The sequence below is a fragment of the Streptomyces sp. NBC_01092 genome (assembly GCF_045039535.1).
Lineage (GTDB): Bacteria > Actinomycetota > Actinomycetes > Streptomycetales > Streptomycetaceae > Streptomyces.
In genome coordinates this window covers 7826562-7842904 of record NZ_CP108659.1, presented here as the reverse complement: position 1 = coordinate 7842904, position 16343 = coordinate 7826562, and the positions used below count along the sequence as shown (strand labels likewise).

Sequence of the window (16343 nt, the reverse complement as noted above, 5' to 3'; positions counted from 1 at the left end):
CTGTGACCTGTGGTCCGGAGAGGGCGCTCCGGGACGGATACGGTCGCAGTCGTGCGTGGTCGGCGTCTGGCGATGACGTCGGGGCCTGGATCGTGGTCGACGCGGGTGAGGGGCTCGGCCTTGTCGGCCTTGTGGGCTGCTGTAGGAGTCGGGCCTGCTGTTCCTGTGGGTCAGGGGGACCGGCTTTATCCGGTGTGCGCCACCAGGTAGGTCGTGGAATCCAGCCACGAGGCGGTCCGGTGTCCTGCCGTTGGGACGGCACCGGCCCACTGGCTGTCGAACGATCGGCGGCGGCCGGGGAGGTCGGAGTCGGCTGTGGCATCGTGCGGCTTCCTCTGCGCTCATCGCGCCGCGGGTCAGTGCGGCGCCGGCTGGGGGATCCGGAGTGACAGGGGCGGTTCGACGGCACGGCCGGCCCAGGCGTTCCGCCACTCAGGTGAACGGGGTGGGATCCCTCCAGGTCACGCCCGGCATGGGGTAACCCGGTCGAGGCGGGGGCTCGTTCAGCTCGATGACGCTCTTCAGGGCTCTGCACGCGACGGCTCACGTTTCCCCCTCCACGCCCGCGTGCCCGGGGCGCACGCCGTCGGGGCCGGGCCCGGTCCGACGCACGGCTCCCTTCTTCGAAGGGCGCGGAGTGTTCTTCGCCGTGCGCTCATCAGCGCGCTTCGAGATTCCTGGCGCGTTGCCGCCAGGCCGCAGGCCACCCGGATGTGCACCGGACGCCGGACGCCGACTCGGGCGCGGAGCACTCGTCCCACGCTTTCGCCCGAGGGCCCTCGTGACCCGGTGGAGACCGCTGGTCGAACCCGTGGAGTGCCGGGGCCGGCGATGGTCCCCCGCGTCAGACTCCGACGCACGCTTCGTCACGTCATCCCGCACCGGCTCCTCCACATCTCCCGGCCTGCCCGGCCGACCCGCATCCGTCGTCTCACGCCCGACGCGCTCGGAACGCAGGCAGCGGCGGATCGACTCGGCGTCCAGCCCTTCATTGCAGGCCTGGTGCAGCAGACGGGCGAAGAGGTAGTCGGCGTCGGCGCCGAGCGCCATGGCAAAGGCTTCTCGGGCCTCCAGCTCATCGCCGGTGGACCAGGCGACCCAGCCGGCCAGGGTGAGGGGCGCCGCTCCGTGCTCCCGGTACGGCCCGACGCAGCGGCGGGCAAGTGCTCGCCAGAGCCGTAGGGCGGGAGCAGCCTCGTCGCCCTCCATCCACTCGGCCAAGCGGTCGCGTGTCGCTCGGTCCTGCAGGCCCAGAATCAGCCTCGCGGCTTCCTCGTGACCGAGCAGTTCGTCGTCACGGCGATCCGCGGTGAGCGTTCCGGACGCGGCCGGCGTCGCGGCGAACCGAGCCCAGAGGCTCTCGGCCAATTCCAGCGTCTCCTCCGCCACGCCCGCGCGTTCCTCGTCGTCGAGGATCCTGGGGACCAGCGCCATCCCGGCGTTGTCCAGAGCGCGCTCCTGCTCAAGGGCGGCGGCGGTCTCCCAAGGCAGCAGCCTGGCCCGCAACTCGCTCAGCGTGCCCCGCACCTGAACTCCGGCATAGGCCGCCGCGGCCGCCAGCACTGACGTACCGGGCAGGCCCATCGGCCGTCCCTCCGCCGGACAGCACTCCGTCCTGTCGCAGCAGTACGACCAGAACCGACCGCCCGAGATGCACAGCGCCTCGACCACCGGCACGTCCAGGCTGCCGCACGCCAGCCGCGTCCTCTGGGCCAGCGGTCGCAGTCGCTCCATCACCTGCCGACCCGTCTCGCCCTGGGCCGGTTCCTGGCAGAGGAAGACGACGATCTGTTCCGGCCGGGCTCCCCTGCGCTCGCTGCCCGTCACCAGTCCGTGGGCCAGCTGTGTGGCCGCGGAGTCCCAGTCGTCCATGCTCGCGGGAATGCCGAGCCGTGCCCGGCCGCCGAACCGGCCGCGGCCGTCCCTGTCGTGCAGGGCGGCGAGCACGATGCTGTCCTCGGGGCGGTAGCCGAGGAGATAGGGCAGGGCGTCGGCGAGTTCCGCCGGGGTGCGCAAGGTGACCTGGTGCTCGGGCAGCTGCCCTTCGTAGGCCGTGCAGTCGAGTGGGTTCTGATGTGGCGCGCTTCCTCGGTTCTCGTCGTGTCCGGCGGGTACGGCGGGCAGCGCCCTGATGTCATCCGCGTCGTTCGGGTCGGTTGCGCCAGGGGCGGGATGCTCCTCCTGGCCCGTGGTGCCGTCGCTTTCGGGAGATCCGGTCGCTTCGCTGTGGTTCGTCATGCGGAGACGATCTCGCGGATCTTGAGACTCCGCTTTGCCCTGTGGATAACTCCGACCAGGGACACGACAACCCGGGTGCGGTGGAGACGGCCCACGCCGCCGCCCCGACCGACCGGCCGCCGATGTCAGTGCAGTCCTGTTGTATGGAACCCATGGAGCACATGAGCAACGCGGATCTCCGGGCCGCCGCCGACGCGGTCCTCGCCCGCCTCGTCGGGGACGACACCGGCACGGCCCGGCTGCGCGAGGACCAGTGGCGGGCGATCGAGGCACTGGTCGCCGACAGACGCCGGGCACTCGTGGTGCAGCGGACCGGGTGGGGCAAGTCCGCGGTCTACTTCGTGGCCACGTCTCTGCTGCGGTCACAGGGCAGCGGCCCCACCGTGATCGTCTCCCCTCTGCTCGCGCTCATGCGCAACCAGGTCGATGCCGCCGCGCGGGCCGGTATCCATGCACGGACGATCAACTCCTCGAACACCGAGGAGTGGGACACGATTCAGAGCGAGATCGCCGCGGGCGACGTCGACGTGCTGCTCGTCTCCCCCGAGCGCCTCAACAACCCGGATTTCCGCGACCAGGTACTGCCCAAGCTGGCTTCGGCGACCGGCCTTCTCGTGGTGGACGAGGCGCACTGCATCTCGGACTGGGGCCACGACTTCCGGCCGGACTACCGGCGGCTGCGCACCATGCTGTCGGATCTCCCGCCCGGAGTGCCCGTGCTGGCGACCACTGCCACCGCCAACGCGCGCGTGACCGCCGATGTCGCCGAACAGCTCGGAACCGGGGGCACCTCGGACGCCCTGGTGCTGCGCGGTCCACTGGACCGGGACAGCCTGAGCCTGAGTGTGCTGCGTCTGCCGGACGCCGCCCACCGGATGGCCTGGCTCGCCGACCACCTCGATGAGCTGCCGGGCTCGGGGATCATCTACACGCTCACGGTGGCCGCCGCCGAGGAGGTCACGGCCTTCCTGCGGCAACGCGGACACACGGTCGCCTCCTACACCGGCAAGACGGAGAACGCCGACCGCCAGCAGGCCGAGGACGACCTGCTCGGCAACAGGGTCAAGGCCTTGATCGCCACCTCCGCGCTCGGCATGGGCTTCGACAAGCCCGACCTGGGCTTCGTGGTGCATCTCGGTTCGCCGTCCTCCCCCATCGCCTATTACCAGCAGGTCGGCCGCGCCGGCCGTGGCGTCAAGCACGCCGAGGTGCTCCTCCTTCCGGGACAGGAGGACGAGGCGATCTGGCAGTACTTCGCCTCGCTCGCCTTCCCCTCGGAGGACCTCGTGCACCGCACGCTCGACGTCCTCGCGCGGTCGGACAAGCCCCTGTCGCTGCCCGCCCTGGAGCCCCTGGTCGAGCTGCGCCGCTCCCGCCTGGAGACCATGCTCAAGGTCCTGGACGTGGACGGCGCGGTCCACCGGGTCAAGGGCGGCTGGATCGCCACCGGACAGCCCTGGGTGTACGAGGCCGAGCGGTACGAGTGGGTCGCCCGACAGCGCAAGGCCGAGCAGCAGGCGATGCGCGAGTACGCCTCGACGACGGGCTGTCGCATGGAGTTTCTCCAACGTCAGCTCGACGACGAGGGAGCCAAGCCCTGCGGCCGCTGCGACAACTGCGCGGGCGCGCGCTTCACCGCCGATACGTCCACCGTCGCTCTGGACGCCGCGCGGGTCGACCTCGGCCGAGCGGGAGTCGAGGTGGAGCCGCGCCGTATGTGGCCGACCGGTCTCCCGGCGATCGGCGTCGACCTCAAGGGACGTATCCCGGCCGGCGAACAGGCCGCACCGGGCAGGGCCTTGGGGCGACTGTCGGACATCGGCTGGGGCAACCGTCTGCGACCGATGTTCGCGCCGCACGCCCCGGACGGACCCGTCCCCGACGACGTGGCGAAAGCAGTCGTGGGCGTCCTGGTCGACTGGGCCAAGGGACCGGGCGGCTGGGCCTCCGGGGCACAGGACGCCGCACCGCGCCCGGTCGGCGTGGTCACCATCGCCTCACGCACCCGGCCGCAGCTGATCAACTCACTGGGCGCGCGTATCGCCGAGATCGGCAGACTCCCGCTGCTGGGTTCCCTGGAGTACATCGGAGAGGCATCCCCGATGTCGCGGAGCAACAGCGCGCAGCGGCTGAAGGCACTCGACGGCACGCTGACCGTGCCAGCCGCCCTGGCCTCGGCTCTCTCCGAAACCCCGGGTCCTGTGCTGCTGGTCGACGACTTCACGGAAACGGGCTGGACCCTCGCCGTCGCGGCGCGCATGCTGCGCCGCGCGGGTGCTCAGGGGGTGATGCCATTGGTTCTGGCCGTCCAGGGGTGATCACGACCGGCACGAACCTCGGCCGCCAAGTCCAGCGCATCCAGGGCGTACACCCCCATCAGGCGGTACGACCTGGTTGCTCACGGTCGCCCCATGAGTCTCACAGTCATGCATTGGGTAGGGATATAACCCGCGCACCATCAGATATCGGTCGGTGGCCCCAATTGCTCGTTGCCGCATTCCGGTTCGACAGGAAGAATTGGGGTCCGCTCCCCGCGCGGCTCGTCCGTGATCCGGAAGGGCTCTGCTGCGGTGTGCGCTCCCCCGAATCCGACCTCGCCCGCAGTGTGGGCGCGTAGCCGAAGGGAGGACCGTGGCCTTCGGATTCGCTCCGTCCTCCGCAGCATCCATGTCGACGTCAGCCGACTTGTCCGCCGCATCCGCCAACTCCCTGGCCCGCATGCTCGAACCTGCGGAATGGGCCGCCGCGGGCATTCCGCTGCTGCGCAACCCTCGCGAGATAGTCAGCGGTCTGCAGTCCCGGCACCAGCCCAGACCGGCGACGGCGATCGTCGCGGTGCTCGACGCTGAGGAGCGGTTGCGGGCAAGTGCCTCGTTCACCCGCCGAGCGGCCCCGGCCGACGGCTGGATGTTCCGCAACGCGCTGCTCGCCCAGTTGCGCCGGGTCATCCCGCACGACCTGCGGCGCCGCACCCCGGTCCGTACCGCTGTGCTGCTCTACTGCCGTGACGGCGATGCCCGTTGGACGGAGGAGGACGGCGCCTGGATGTGGGGTCTGCGTGACGCCTGCACCCTGCACGGCCTGCGCTGCGGGGCGTACATCACGCTGACCCATGACGGCTGGCAGGTCCTCGGCGAGGGTCGCGGCGGCCGCCGCCCCAACGTCGACTCGATGCCCGAGCCCTTCGCGACGTCCGAGTCACCGGTCCCCCTGCCCCGCACCGGCGGCGCGGCCTCCGAGGTCCTTCGGCGCGCGGCTGCCCGCTGAGGACGCGCAGGCCCGTTCAGGGGGCAAGCGCTCGGCCGACAGTGTGGTCGCGCCGTACGCATTGCACCGTCGGCACAGGTCGCGCCGAACGACGCAGTCGATTCGACGGCAGAGACACGAGACGACCGGAGCTGACCGGAGCGGCCTACGGCCCAGTTGTCCGAGCACCGTGAACGGCCACGCGACGGGCTCCGTTCGACTGGGCTCGGAAGACGGTCCACGACGGCTCAGCCGTACATGGACCCACTCCCCCGAACCGACGGGGCCTGAGCACGGCGAGCTCTTCACTCGTCCGCGCATGGCAAGAACCCCGCCGTGCAGAGACGCCGCATCAGCGGCGCCCCATCCCCCCGGCGTCCTGCGGAATGTCCCCCGGACGAACCGGGGACCGGATCAGACGCCCGCGCCCAGCACCGAGTTGATCCGCTGCGGGTCACCGCAGACGATCAGCAGGGCACCGGCCCGGCCGAGAGCCAAGGGCAGGGCGTCGGCGGCAACGGTGTCAGGACCGCCGTTGACGGCCACGACGACCACGGGGCGCGCCGCGGCACGGCTCACGATGGAGGCGTCGGCGTAGAACACGTCGTCGCCGGCGTCGTGCTGCGCCCAGTAGGAGGCTTCACCGAAGGACAGCTCGTGGGTGGCCCACGGGTGCTGTTCGCCGGTGGTGATCACCAGCACCTCGCCGGGAGAGCGACCCGAGTCCAGCAGCAGGTCGACGGCTTCCTCGGCAGCGTCGAGCGCTCCCTCGGGCGAGGCCGGGATCAACTGGATCTGCGGGGCCGCAGTCGCCGGAGCGGAGGCGGTGGAAGCAGCGGGGCCCGGCTGTCCGGGCTTGGCTACGGCCGCATCCCGCGGTGCACGTTGCACCGGCGGCGCGGGCCGCACGGGCCCGGGTCGGCCGGGACGCGACGGAGCCGCGGGGCGCGGGCCGGGTACGGGACGAGGGGTCGGCGCGGTGCGGCCGCTGGCCGGCGTGGCGCGGGGACCCTGGGCACTCTCGTGAATCTGAGGCTCCTCGGGAATGAGAGGCATGAGCTGATGTCTATCAAACGCTGGTACGGCTCGCGTCGGCGGGTGGCACAAGAGTGCGAGCGGAATCGTCAGAAGTCGAAGCCGAGCTGGCCCTCGATCTCCGGAACCCTTCCGTCCACCCAGGTGCGGACCTTCTTGAGGTGTTGCCACTGGGGCAGCGCATCAAGATACGCCCACGACAACCGGTGGTACGGGGTGGGTCCCCGCTCCGCCAGTGCGGCCTTGTGCACGGGCGACGGATACCCGGCGTTGTCCGCAAAACCGAAGTCTGCATGGTCGATACCCAGTTCGGCCATCATTTTGTCGCGCTGAACCTTGGCAATCACCGAGGCCGCCGCGACCGCCACGCACGACTGGTCGCCCTTGATCACCGTACGGACCTTCCAGGGAGCCCCGAGGTAGTCGTGTTTCCCGTCCAGGATCACGGCGTCGGGGCGGGCCGGAAGGGCTTCCAGGGCACGCACTGCTGCGAGCCGCAGCGAGGCAGTCATCCCCAGCTTGTCGATCTCCTCCGCAGAGGCGTGCCCGAGGGCGTACGACGTGACCCACGTCCTCAGCTTCGCGGCGAGCTCGGTGCGTCGCTTGACGGTGAGCAGCTTGGAGTCCGTGAGACCTTCCGGAGGACGACGCAGTCCGGTGACTGCTGCGCAGACGGTGACAGGCCCGGCCCACGCGCCGCGCCCTACCTCGTCGACACCGGCAATGATCTTCGCTCCGGTCGTGGCTCGAAGGGAGCGCTCGACGCTGTGAGTAGGCGGTTCGTACGGCATGGCGCCCTTAGCCTACGCCGCCCGGAACCCGCTTCGACACCCTGGTTCACCGAAGTGATCTCCGCACCGGAGCCGCGATGCGTCAGACGCTTGTCGGGCGGAGCAGGGGAAGCATGAACTGGTCGATCATCTCCTCCAGATCCCGATCCCCCCATTCGCTCCCGCACATCTTTGAGCGGTACATCATCATCGCCGGAATGGCGTCGAAGACATAGCCGTTCGCCGCGTCTTTTCGCACCTCTCCACGCTCAATGCCACGGGTGATGACCTCGCGGAGCAGTGCAATCGTCGGCTCGACGACCCCCTCGAAGATCACTCCATGAAAGCGCTCGGCTTGGATGGTGTCGCATTCGTGAATCACCGACCGCAAGGCGAATCCTGGACGCGAGAACATCGCCTCACGCGCTTGCCGGCACAGCGCCAGCAGATCCTCGCGCACGCTCCCCAGGTCGGGGGCCGACTCGAAACGGGGCAGTCCCGCACGCAGCGCGTCGGCGACCAGGTCCTCCTTGGACGCCCAGCGGCGATAGACGGCGGCCTTGCCGGTCTGCGCGCCGGCGGCAACACCCTCCATCGTGAGGCCGTTCCAGCCGACGGTGCTGAGTTGTTCCAGTGCGGCATCGAGGATCGCGCGTTCGAGCACGGCGCCGCGCCGACGGAGGGAGGCCGCCTGAGCGGGGGCGGCCGTCCAGCGCGAGGTAACCATCTGAGCGTCTCCAACAACAGGGGAAGCGGGGATTCCGGGGACACGGGACTCACCACACGGCAACTGCGGGGGACATGCCGCGTGACGACAATACGAGTGAACGCTTGCGTTCACTACTGGGGACTCACTACGGTTGACGCGACAGTGAACGCGAGCGTTCACTAAGGCACTTGTGGGGGACCCATAGTGACAACCTCTCAGTTGATCAAAGATCAGAAACCAGGTGCGGCCCGCCGGCAGGGACATCCCGGCATCGCGCTCACCGTCATCGCGGCCTGCCAACTCATGGTGGTACTCGACGCGACGATTGTGAACATCGCGCTCCCGCACATTCAAGACGCTCTCAAGTTCAGCACGACCGACCTCACCTGGGTCGTCAGCTCCTACACGCTCACCTTCGGCGGTCTGCTGCTTCTGGGCGGCCGCGCCGGTGACATCCTGGGGCGCCGCCGGGTCTTCATGACCGGCATCCTGCTGTTCACGCTCGCCTCGCTGCTCGGCGGACTCGCTCAGGAGCCCTGGCAGTTGCTGGCCGCGCGTGTACTTCAGGGCATGGGTGGCGCGATCGCGTCGCCGACCTCGTTGGCACTCATCACCACCACGTTTCCCGAAGGACCGGAGCGCAACCGCGCGTTCGGTGTCTTCGCCGCCGTCTCCGCGGGTGGTGGCGCCATCGGCCTGCTCGCGGGCGGCATGCTCACCGAGTGGCTCGACTGGCGATGGGTGCTCTTCGTCAACGTGCCCATAGGCATCGCGATAGCCGTGCTCGCGCCCCTGTACATCAGCGAGTCCGAACGGCACACCGGCCGTTTCGACATAGCGGGCGCGGTGACCTCGACGGCGGGCATGGCGTCCCTGGTCTACGGCTTCATCCGCGCGGCGGACGAGGGCTGGCGGGACAGCCTGACCATCGGGTCCTTCGGCGCCGCGGTGGTCCTTCTGCTGGCCTTCGCGTTCATTGAGTCGCGGGCCAAGGAGCCCATCACCCCGCTCCGGATGTTCGCCGACCGAAACCGTTCGGGCACGTATGTGATCATGCTCAGCCTCGCTGCGGCGATGTTCGGCATGTTCTTCTACATCGTGCTCTTCGTGCAGAACGTGCTGGAGTACAGCCCGATCGAGGCGGGTCTCGCATTCCTGCCCGTGACCGTCGTGATCGCGCTCGGCGCGGGCCTGTCGCAGCGCTTCCTGCCGGTGCTCGGACCCAAGCCGTTCATGCTCGTGGGGTCGGCGCTCGTGGCGATCGGGCTGGCCTGGCAGACCCTCCTCAGCTCCGACAGCTCGTATGTCGGTGGGGTGCTCGGCCCGATGCTGCTGTTCGGCTTCGGCATGGGTCTGAACTTCGTGACGCTGACGATCACTGCGGTTTCGGGGGTCGCCCAGCACGAGGCCGGTGCCGCGTCCGGGCTCCTCAACGCCACACAGCAGGTGGGGGGTTCGCTCGGCCTGTCCATCCTGACGACGGTGTTCGGCTCGGCCAGCAGGGACGAGGCGGAGAAGCAGCTGCCGAAGTTCATGGCGGAGGGGTCGGCCGAGCAGAAGGCGGAGTTCGCCCAGACGCACCAGCTGCCCGGCCGATGGGGACACGAAGTGCTCACCCAGGGCATCTCGATGGGCTTCGTGGCGGCAGCCGCGATGGCGGTACTCGCCCTGGCCACCGCGTGGTTGGTGATCCGGGTCCGCAAGAGCGATCTGGAAGCCCTCTCCGGGACGGCGGGTCCGGTGGCCGGCTGACACGGCCGGGCCCGCGAAGGGCCGCGGATGGCCGGATCGAGTCCGGGGGACCAACGGCGAGGACGACGAGCCGGCCATCCGCACCATCCTCAAGGCGACCGCCATCAAGGCAACCGGCCTCAAGGCGACCGCCCTCGGGCGGGACCCGATGAGGCGGGAAAGCCACAGCCCGCTCCACGCGGCAACTGCCGCGACGATCAACGCGCCCAGCACCGACATGAACCCCATGACTCCACCCCCTGCGCCCCTCGTGTGTCACGTGCGCATGCGGCCCCAGCGGTCGCACACCAACTGCCACGACAACGGACCGACGGTCACGCAGAGTTCCCGGCTTGCACGGAAAGTTATCGAGGGGTCCGGCAGAGCGGTAGAACCCGAGCTACCCGGCAGGGCAGCAGAACCGCGCTACGCCGACGTCGGCGTCGACACCCACTCGGGCAGGGCCTCGGTCCGCTCCACCCACTCGGCCGGCACCGACCCGGCCTTCCCCGAGCCGATCACGCCGCCCACGATGGCGCACGTGGTGTCCACGTCACCGCCCACCTGCGCGGTCGTCCAGAAGGCCCGCTCGTAGTCGCCCAGGGCCCGGGCAGCCGACCAGAGCGCGAAGGGCACGGTGTCGTGGGCCGTCGTACGCCGCCCGCAGCCCAGCACCGCCGCGACCGTGGCGGCGTCGCCGTAGTCGAGCATGTCCCGGGCACGCCGCAGACCCGCCCCGACTGCGCTCTTCGGAACGAGTGCAACGACGTCGTCGAGGAGCGCTTCAGGGCTGGGCGGACCGCCGGGGGCGGCGGCCAGCGCGGCAGCAGCGGCGACCGCCATGGCGCCGACCACGGCCTCGCGGTGCTGATGCGTGGGATAGGCGGAGATCTCGGCCTGGTGGGTCGCCTGCTCGGGGTCGTCCGCGTACCAAGCCCCGAGGGGTGCGATCCGCATCGCAGCGCCGTTGCCCCAGGAGCCCCGACCGTTGAAGAGCGCGGCCGACAGCTCGCGCCAGTCCCCGCCCTCCCTGACCAGGCGCAGCAGCCGGTTGACCGCGGGACCGTAGCCCCGGTCGAAATCGTGGCGCTCGGCGAAGGAGCGGGCGAGAGCGTCCTGGTCGATGCGATGGTGGGCGGCCAGCACAGCGACCACCGAGCAGGCCATCTCCGTGTCGTCCGTCCACTGCCAAGGGCCGGACGGGATCTCGCGACGCTTCAGCAGTGGATGGTTCACCGGGACGAAGAACTGCGAGCCCAGGGCGTCACCCACCGCCAGTGCGCGCAGACTGGCGAGGGCGCGGTCCAGGCGCCCTTCGGGAGAGGAGTCAGCGGTCATCGCCCTGCCACTCTATCCGGTGATCCCGTACGGTTCCGGATCACGCCAGCGTTCGAACGGCCGGTCAATCGTGTACTTGCCGTCGTCCCCGAGAACGAGCATCCGCATCTCCGCGTTCCCCGGATTCGACAGCGACTCGAAGTCGGCGACCGTCCAGTGGAACCAGCGCATGCAGAACAGCCGCATCGCCAGTCCATGGGTCACGAGCAGCACGTTCGGCGGGTGGTCAGGTGCCTCGAAGCTGCGGTACAGGCTCTCCAGGAAGTTGCCGACCCGGTCGTACACGTCGGCTCCGGACTCACCCTGGGCGAAGCGGTAGAAGAAGTGGCCGTAGGCGTCCCGGTAGGACTTCTGGAGTCGTACGTCGTCGCGGTCCTGCCAGTTCCCCCAGTCCTGCTCCCGCAGGCGGGGCTCCTCGCGCACCCGTATGAGCTCCGGGTCCAGGTGGAAGGCCCGCAGCGTCTCGTGCGTCCGGCGGTAGGGCGAGACATACACGCTGACGCGCTCGCGGCCGAACACTTCGCGCAGCCGTTTGCCCGTCTCCTCCGCCTGCCTCCAGCCCCGCTCGGTAAGGGCCAGCGCGTGGTCGGGCTCACGCTCGTAAACGGTGTCATCAACATTGCCCGTTGACTCCCCGTGCCGGACAAGGACGATGCGCCGTGGTCGTGCCATGCCGAAACCCTAGATCGGCCGACGCCCGATCGAGCACTCGTACGGGCTCCATACGGCGTAGGTCACACATTTCCTGCACCACCAGCCACAGTGAGGCGCACGAGTAGCGGGTCCGGATTTCAAACTGTCCAGGTCGCTTCGAGCTCCACAATGTCACCCGTAAGGGCCGCGACATCCGCCTCGGTCTGGGCTCGCAGCGCCAGTCGCTCCACGCGCTCGGTGCGGTATTTGCCGTGTTCCGCGGCCGACCGCCACATCGACAGCACCAGGAACTCAGAGCCCGGAGCCTCGCCGAAGAGTCCGCGGACCATGCCCGGGGAGCCGGCCATGGCGGGGTTCCAGACCTTCTCCTGCATCAGCATGAAGTGCTCGGCGCGTTCCTCGTGGACACGGCAGTGGGCCACCCGGACGAGGTCCGCGTCGGTGAAGCGCGGCTCGAAGCCGGTCTTCACGTCGAAGCGGTAGTCGAAGAGTTTGACCTGCATGTCCTTGTAGGTGCCCGACTGGGCAGCTGCCAGCCGGTCATGGGAGCGGGCCATGAAGGAGTCGTAGAAGGAACGGCTCTCCCAGAACGAGAAGGTGTGCGCCACCCCCTGCCGCCCCCGGCTCCAGCCACCCCCCTGCCCCCGAAATCCCGGCTCCCCCAGAAGCCCCGCCCATTTTCGCTGCCCCCGCTCGAAGCCGCGGCGGTCCACCACGGTGCAGCGAATCCACTTGACCAGCACCGCGCCATGGTAAGGCCACTCAGCGTGGCGCCGGTCACGGTCGGCCCGACAGGTACCCGGCGCGCGAACCCGCGCGCGTGGCAGGATGGACAACCGGCCTTGTCCACGGGGCAGTTCGGGCCGGCAGCATTCGCGTTACGGGGAAGGGGAAGCCTGGTGAACGCCATCAACAAGGGAATCCGGAAAGTCGAGATCTCGCTCAAGTGGGATCCGAGTCCGGCCGGGCAGCCGCCCACCGATCTGGACATAGTCGCTGCGACCTATCTGACCAGCGATCCTTACGGCGATCCCGCCTACGTGGTGCACTTCGACAGCCGTTCTCCCGACGGCACCATCTATCTCAACCGGGACAGCAAGGACGGCAAGGGCTTCGGCTGGGACGAGGTGATGACCGTGGAGCTCGACCGGCTCGACGGCCGGTACGCGCGCGTGATGGTCGGCGTCGTGATCCAGCAGCGCCCTGCTGAGCGCACCTTCGTCAGCGTCGTCAAGCCGGCTCTGCGGATCCGCGAGGGCTACACCGTCATGGCCGAGGACGACTTCGGCGGAGTGCTGGGTTCTACGGCGGCCACGATCGCGGAGTTCGTGCGCGAAGGATCGAGCAGTTGGGCGTTCCACCCGGGCATCCACGGTTTCGAGGACGACCCGGCGACGTTCACAGCGGTCATGGGCAGGACTCGTCAGGCCTGAGAGTCGCCCGCACGCGCGCGTGGTCGTGGCGCCAACACGCGGGACTCCAGCGGACGTACAGCGAAGAGGGGCGCCGACATGTCGTCGGCGCCCCTCTTGTGCGCAACTTGCCGTCAGTGCCCTTCAGGGGCTATTCGACGGTCGGGGCGAAGCCCCGCGCGGTGTCAGCTGCAGCCGCTGGTCGAGCCGCAGCCCTCGCAGATGTAGCAGGAGCCGGCCCGCTGCATCTTCGTGCCGCAGGAGAAGCACAGCGGGGCGTCGGCCTGGATGCCCAGCTGCATCTCCACCAGCTCGGCGCTGGTGTGAGCCTGCTGCGGAGCGGGCTTGGCCGCCGAAGCCTCGGCCTTGGGGGCGGCGACAGCCCTCAGCTCCTGTGCGCGCGGCGCCGACTGGGCCAGTCCCTCGACGTCCATCTCGTCATCGGAGGGCTCGTACGAACCGGTCTCCAGGTGACGCTGACGCTCCTCGGCGGAGTGAATGCCGAGCGCGGAGCGCGTCTCGAAGGGCAGGAAGTCGAGCGCCAGGCGGCGGAAGATGTAGTCGACGATCGACTGCGCCATCCGCACGTCCGGGTCGTCCGTCATGCCGGCCGGCTCGAAGCGCATGTTCGTGAACTTCGAGACGTACGTCTCCAGCGGCACGCCGTACTGGAGGCCGACGGAGACCGCGATCGAGAAGGCGTCCATCATGCCCGCGAGGGTGGAGCCCTGCTTGGACATCTTCAGGAAGACCTCGCCGAGACCGTCGTCCGGGTAGGAGTTGGCGGTCATGTAGCCCTCGGCGCCGCCGACGGTGAAGGACGTGGTGATGCCGGGACGGCCCTTGGGCAGGCGCTTGCGGACCGGGCGGTACTCGACGACCTTCTCGACCGCGGTACGGATGGTCTCCTCGGCCTTCGCGGTGACCTCGGCCTTCTCCTTCTCCTTGGTCTTGGCGGAGAGGGGCTGGCCGACCTTGCAGTTGTCGCGGTAGATGGCGAGCGCCTTGACGCCCATCTTCCAGGCCTCGAAGTAGATCTCCTCGACCTCCTCGACGGTTGCCGACTCCGGCATGTTGACCGTCTTGGAGAGCGCGCCGGAGATCCAGGGCTGGATCGCGGCCATCATGCGGACGTGGCCCATCGCGGAGATGGAGCGCTCGCCCATGGCGCAGTCGAACACCTCGTAGTGCTCGTGCTTGAGGCCGGGGGCGTCGACGACATTGCCGTTCTCGGCGATGTGGGCGACGATCGCCTCGATCTGCTCCTCCTGGTAGCCCAGGCGGCGCAGGGCCTGCGGGACGGTGCCGTTGACGATCTGCATCGAGCCGCCGCCGACCAGCTTCTTGAACTTGACCAGCGCGAGGTCGGGCTCAAGACCGGTGGTGTCGCAGGACATCGCCAGACCGATGGTGCCGGTCGGGGCGATGACGGACGCCTGGGAGTTACGGAAACCGTTCTTCTCACCAAGGCGCTGCACGTCCTGCCAGGCCTCCGTGGCGGCGGCCCAGATCGGCGTGTCGAGGTCGTCCACGCGGACGGCCACGGTGTTGGCGTCGGCGTGCTGCTTCATGACGCGCAGGTGCGGAGCCGCGTTGCGCGCGTATCCGTCGTACGCGCCGACAACCGCGGCGAGTTCGGCGGAGCGCTTGTACGAGGTGCCGGTCATCAGCGAGGTGATGGCACCGGCGAGGGCACGGCCGCCGTCCGAGTCGTACGCGTGGCCGGTCGCCATCAGCAGGGCGCCGAGGTTGGCGTAGCCGATGCCGAGCTGGCGGAACGCGCGCGTGTTCTCACCGATCTTCTGCGTCGGGAAGTCGGCGAAGCAGATGGAGATGTCCATCGCGGTGATGACGAGCTCGACGACCTTCGCGAAGCGCTCGACCTCGAACGACTGCTTGCCCTTGCCGTCGTCCTTGAGGAACTTCATCAGGTTCAACGAGGCGAGGTTGCAGGACGTGTTGTCCAGGTGCATGTACTCGCTGCACGGGTTCGAGCCGTTGATGCGGCCGGACTCCGGACAGGTGTGCCAGTGGTTGATGGTGTCGTCGTACTGAATGCCGGGGTCGGCGCAGGCCCAGGCAGCCTCGGCCATCTTGCGGAACAGGGCCTTGGCGTCGACCTCTTCGATGACCTCGCCGGTCATGCGTGACGTCAGGCCGAACTTGCCGCCCGCCTCGACAGCCTTCATGAACGTGTCGTTCACGCGGACCGAGTTGTTGGCGTTCTGGTACTGGACGGACGTGATGTCGTCGCCGCCCAGGTCCATGTCGAAGCCCGCGTCACGCAGAGCGCGGATCTTCTCCTCTTCCTTCACCTTGGTCTCGATGAAGTCCTCGATGTCCGGGTGGTCGACGTCGAGGATGACCATCTTGGCGGCGCGGCGGGTGGCGCCACCCGACTTGATCGTTCCTGCGGAGGCGTCCGCACCGCGCATGAAGGAGACCGGACCGGAGGCATTGCCACCGGAGGACAGCAGCTCCTTGGAGGAGCGGATGCGGGAGAGGTTCAGGCCGGCACCGGAGCCGCCCTTGAAGATCATGCCCTCTTCCTTGTACCAGTCGAGGATCGACTCCATGGAGTCGTCGACGGACAGGATGAAGCAGGCGGAGACCTGCTGGGGCTGCGGGGTGCCCACGTTGAACCAAACGGGGCTGTTGAAGCTGAAGATCTGGTGCAGGAGGGCGTACGCCAGCTCGTGCTCGAAGATCTCGGCGTCGGCGGGCGAGGCGAAGTACTTGTAGTCCTCGCCGGCCTTCCGATACGTCTTCACGATGCGGTCGATGAGCTGCTTCAGGCTCACCTCGCGCTGCGGGGTGCCGACGGCGCCCCGGAAGTACTTGCTGGTGACGATGTTGACCGCGTTCACCGACCAGAAGTCGGGGAACTCGACGCCGCGCTGCTCGAAGTTGACCGAGCCGTCGCGCCAGTTGGTCATGACGACGTCACGGCGCTCCCAGGCCACCTCGTCGTACGGGTGCACGCCGGGGGTGGTGTGGATGCGCTCGATACGCAGTCCCTTGGCCGCCTTGGGGCCCTTGGCGCGGGAACTCCGTGCCGGACCGCTCGCCGTCTCTGTCATGCCGCCTCCCTGTACGGGCTAAAACGCCCTGAAGTGCCCCGATGTTCCCCGTGGCACGTGTTGTGTCTGGTGCTGCGGGCACCCTCTGATCGCCGCCCGCAGCAGGTCTTCTGTCGCCGCCCTCGCGACC

12 protein-coding genes are annotated in these 16343 nt (G+C 69.0%); 4 read left to right on the top strand and 8 right to left on the bottom strand.

All coding sequences use genetic code 11. The features are described from left to right. Nucleotides 1-543: 543 nt before the first annotated feature. Nucleotides 544-2238, bottom strand: a complete 1695-nt coding sequence (locus OG254_RS35645) for a DUF4192 family protein (protein WP_405590117.1) — start codon at nucleotides 2236-2238, stop codon at nucleotides 544-546. A 152-nt stretch (nucleotides 2239-2390) separates the two neighbouring features. Between OG254_RS35645 and OG254_RS35640 the strand changes: the two genes are divergently transcribed. After that, nucleotides 2391-4556 (top strand): RecQ family ATP-dependent DNA helicase, encoded by a 2166-nt coding sequence (locus OG254_RS35640; RefSeq protein ID WP_405590115.1) that lies wholly within the window; start codon nucleotides 2391-2393, stop codon nucleotides 4554-4556. A 313-nt stretch (nucleotides 4557-4869) separates the two neighbouring features. Further along, complete coding sequence (locus OG254_RS35635) at nucleotides 4870-5505, top strand: hypothetical protein (protein ID WP_405590112.1); 636 nt, start codon at nucleotides 4870-4872, stop codon at nucleotides 5503-5505. 393 nt (nucleotides 5506-5898) lie between these two features. Here the strand turns inward: OG254_RS35635 and OG254_RS35630 are convergent, their stop codons facing one another. From OG254_RS35630 to OG254_RS35620, 3 genes are all read right to left on the bottom strand, one after another. Then, entirely contained in the window at nucleotides 5899-6540 is a 642-nt protein-coding gene (locus OG254_RS35630; RefSeq protein WP_405590109.1) for a hypothetical protein, read from the bottom strand. A gap of 68 nt (nucleotides 6541-6608) precedes the next feature. Then, a complete protein-coding gene (locus OG254_RS35625) occupies nucleotides 6609-7310 on the bottom strand; it encodes a ribonuclease HII (protein ID WP_405590107.1) in 702 nt (233 codons plus the stop codon). A gap of 82 nt (nucleotides 7311-7392) precedes the next feature. Then, nucleotides 7393-8016, bottom strand: a complete 624-nt coding sequence (locus tag OG254_RS35620; protein WP_405590104.1) for a TetR/AcrR family transcriptional regulator — start codon at nucleotides 8014-8016, stop codon at nucleotides 7393-7395. 186 nt (nucleotides 8017-8202) lie between these two features. Between OG254_RS35620 and OG254_RS35615 the strand changes: the two genes are divergently transcribed. Beyond that, nucleotides 8203-9750: an MFS transporter gene (locus OG254_RS35615; RefSeq protein ID WP_405590101.1), complete on the top strand. Its 1548-nt coding sequence runs from the start codon at nucleotides 8203-8205 to the stop codon at nucleotides 9748-9750. Nucleotides 9751-10155: 405 nt separating this feature from the next. On the opposite strand, the gene OG254_RS35610 is transcribed toward OG254_RS35615, so the two are convergent. The 3 genes from OG254_RS35610 to OG254_RS35600 form a co-directional block, all read right to left on the bottom strand. Next, complete coding sequence (locus tag OG254_RS35610; RefSeq protein WP_405590098.1) at nucleotides 10156-11067, bottom strand: ADP-ribosylglycohydrolase family protein; 912 nt, start codon at nucleotides 11065-11067, stop codon at nucleotides 10156-10158. A 12-nt stretch (nucleotides 11068-11079) separates the two neighbouring features. Next, nucleotides 11080-11739: a histidine phosphatase family protein gene (locus OG254_RS35605; protein ID WP_405590095.1), complete on the bottom strand. Its 660-nt coding sequence runs from the start codon at nucleotides 11737-11739 to the stop codon at nucleotides 11080-11082. A 119-nt stretch (nucleotides 11740-11858) separates the two neighbouring features. Further along, nucleotides 11859-12464 (bottom strand): YdbC family protein, encoded by a 606-nt coding sequence (locus tag OG254_RS35600; protein ID WP_405590092.1) that lies wholly within the window; start codon nucleotides 12462-12464, stop codon nucleotides 11859-11861. A gap of 156 nt (nucleotides 12465-12620) precedes the next feature. Here OG254_RS35600 and OG254_RS35595 point away from each other — a divergent pair, with 156 nt between their 5' ends. Further along, nucleotides 12621-13154: a TerD family protein gene (locus tag OG254_RS35595; protein ID WP_405590090.1), complete on the top strand. Its 534-nt coding sequence runs from the start codon at nucleotides 12621-12623 to the stop codon at nucleotides 13152-13154. A gap of 164 nt (nucleotides 13155-13318) precedes the next feature. Here OG254_RS35595 and OG254_RS35590 read toward each other — a convergent pair whose 3' ends face one another. Continuing rightward, a complete protein-coding gene (locus OG254_RS35590) occupies nucleotides 13319-16213 on the bottom strand; it encodes a vitamin B12-dependent ribonucleotide reductase (protein WP_405590087.1) in 2895 nt (964 codons plus the stop codon). Nucleotides 16214-16343: the final 130 nt, after the last annotated feature.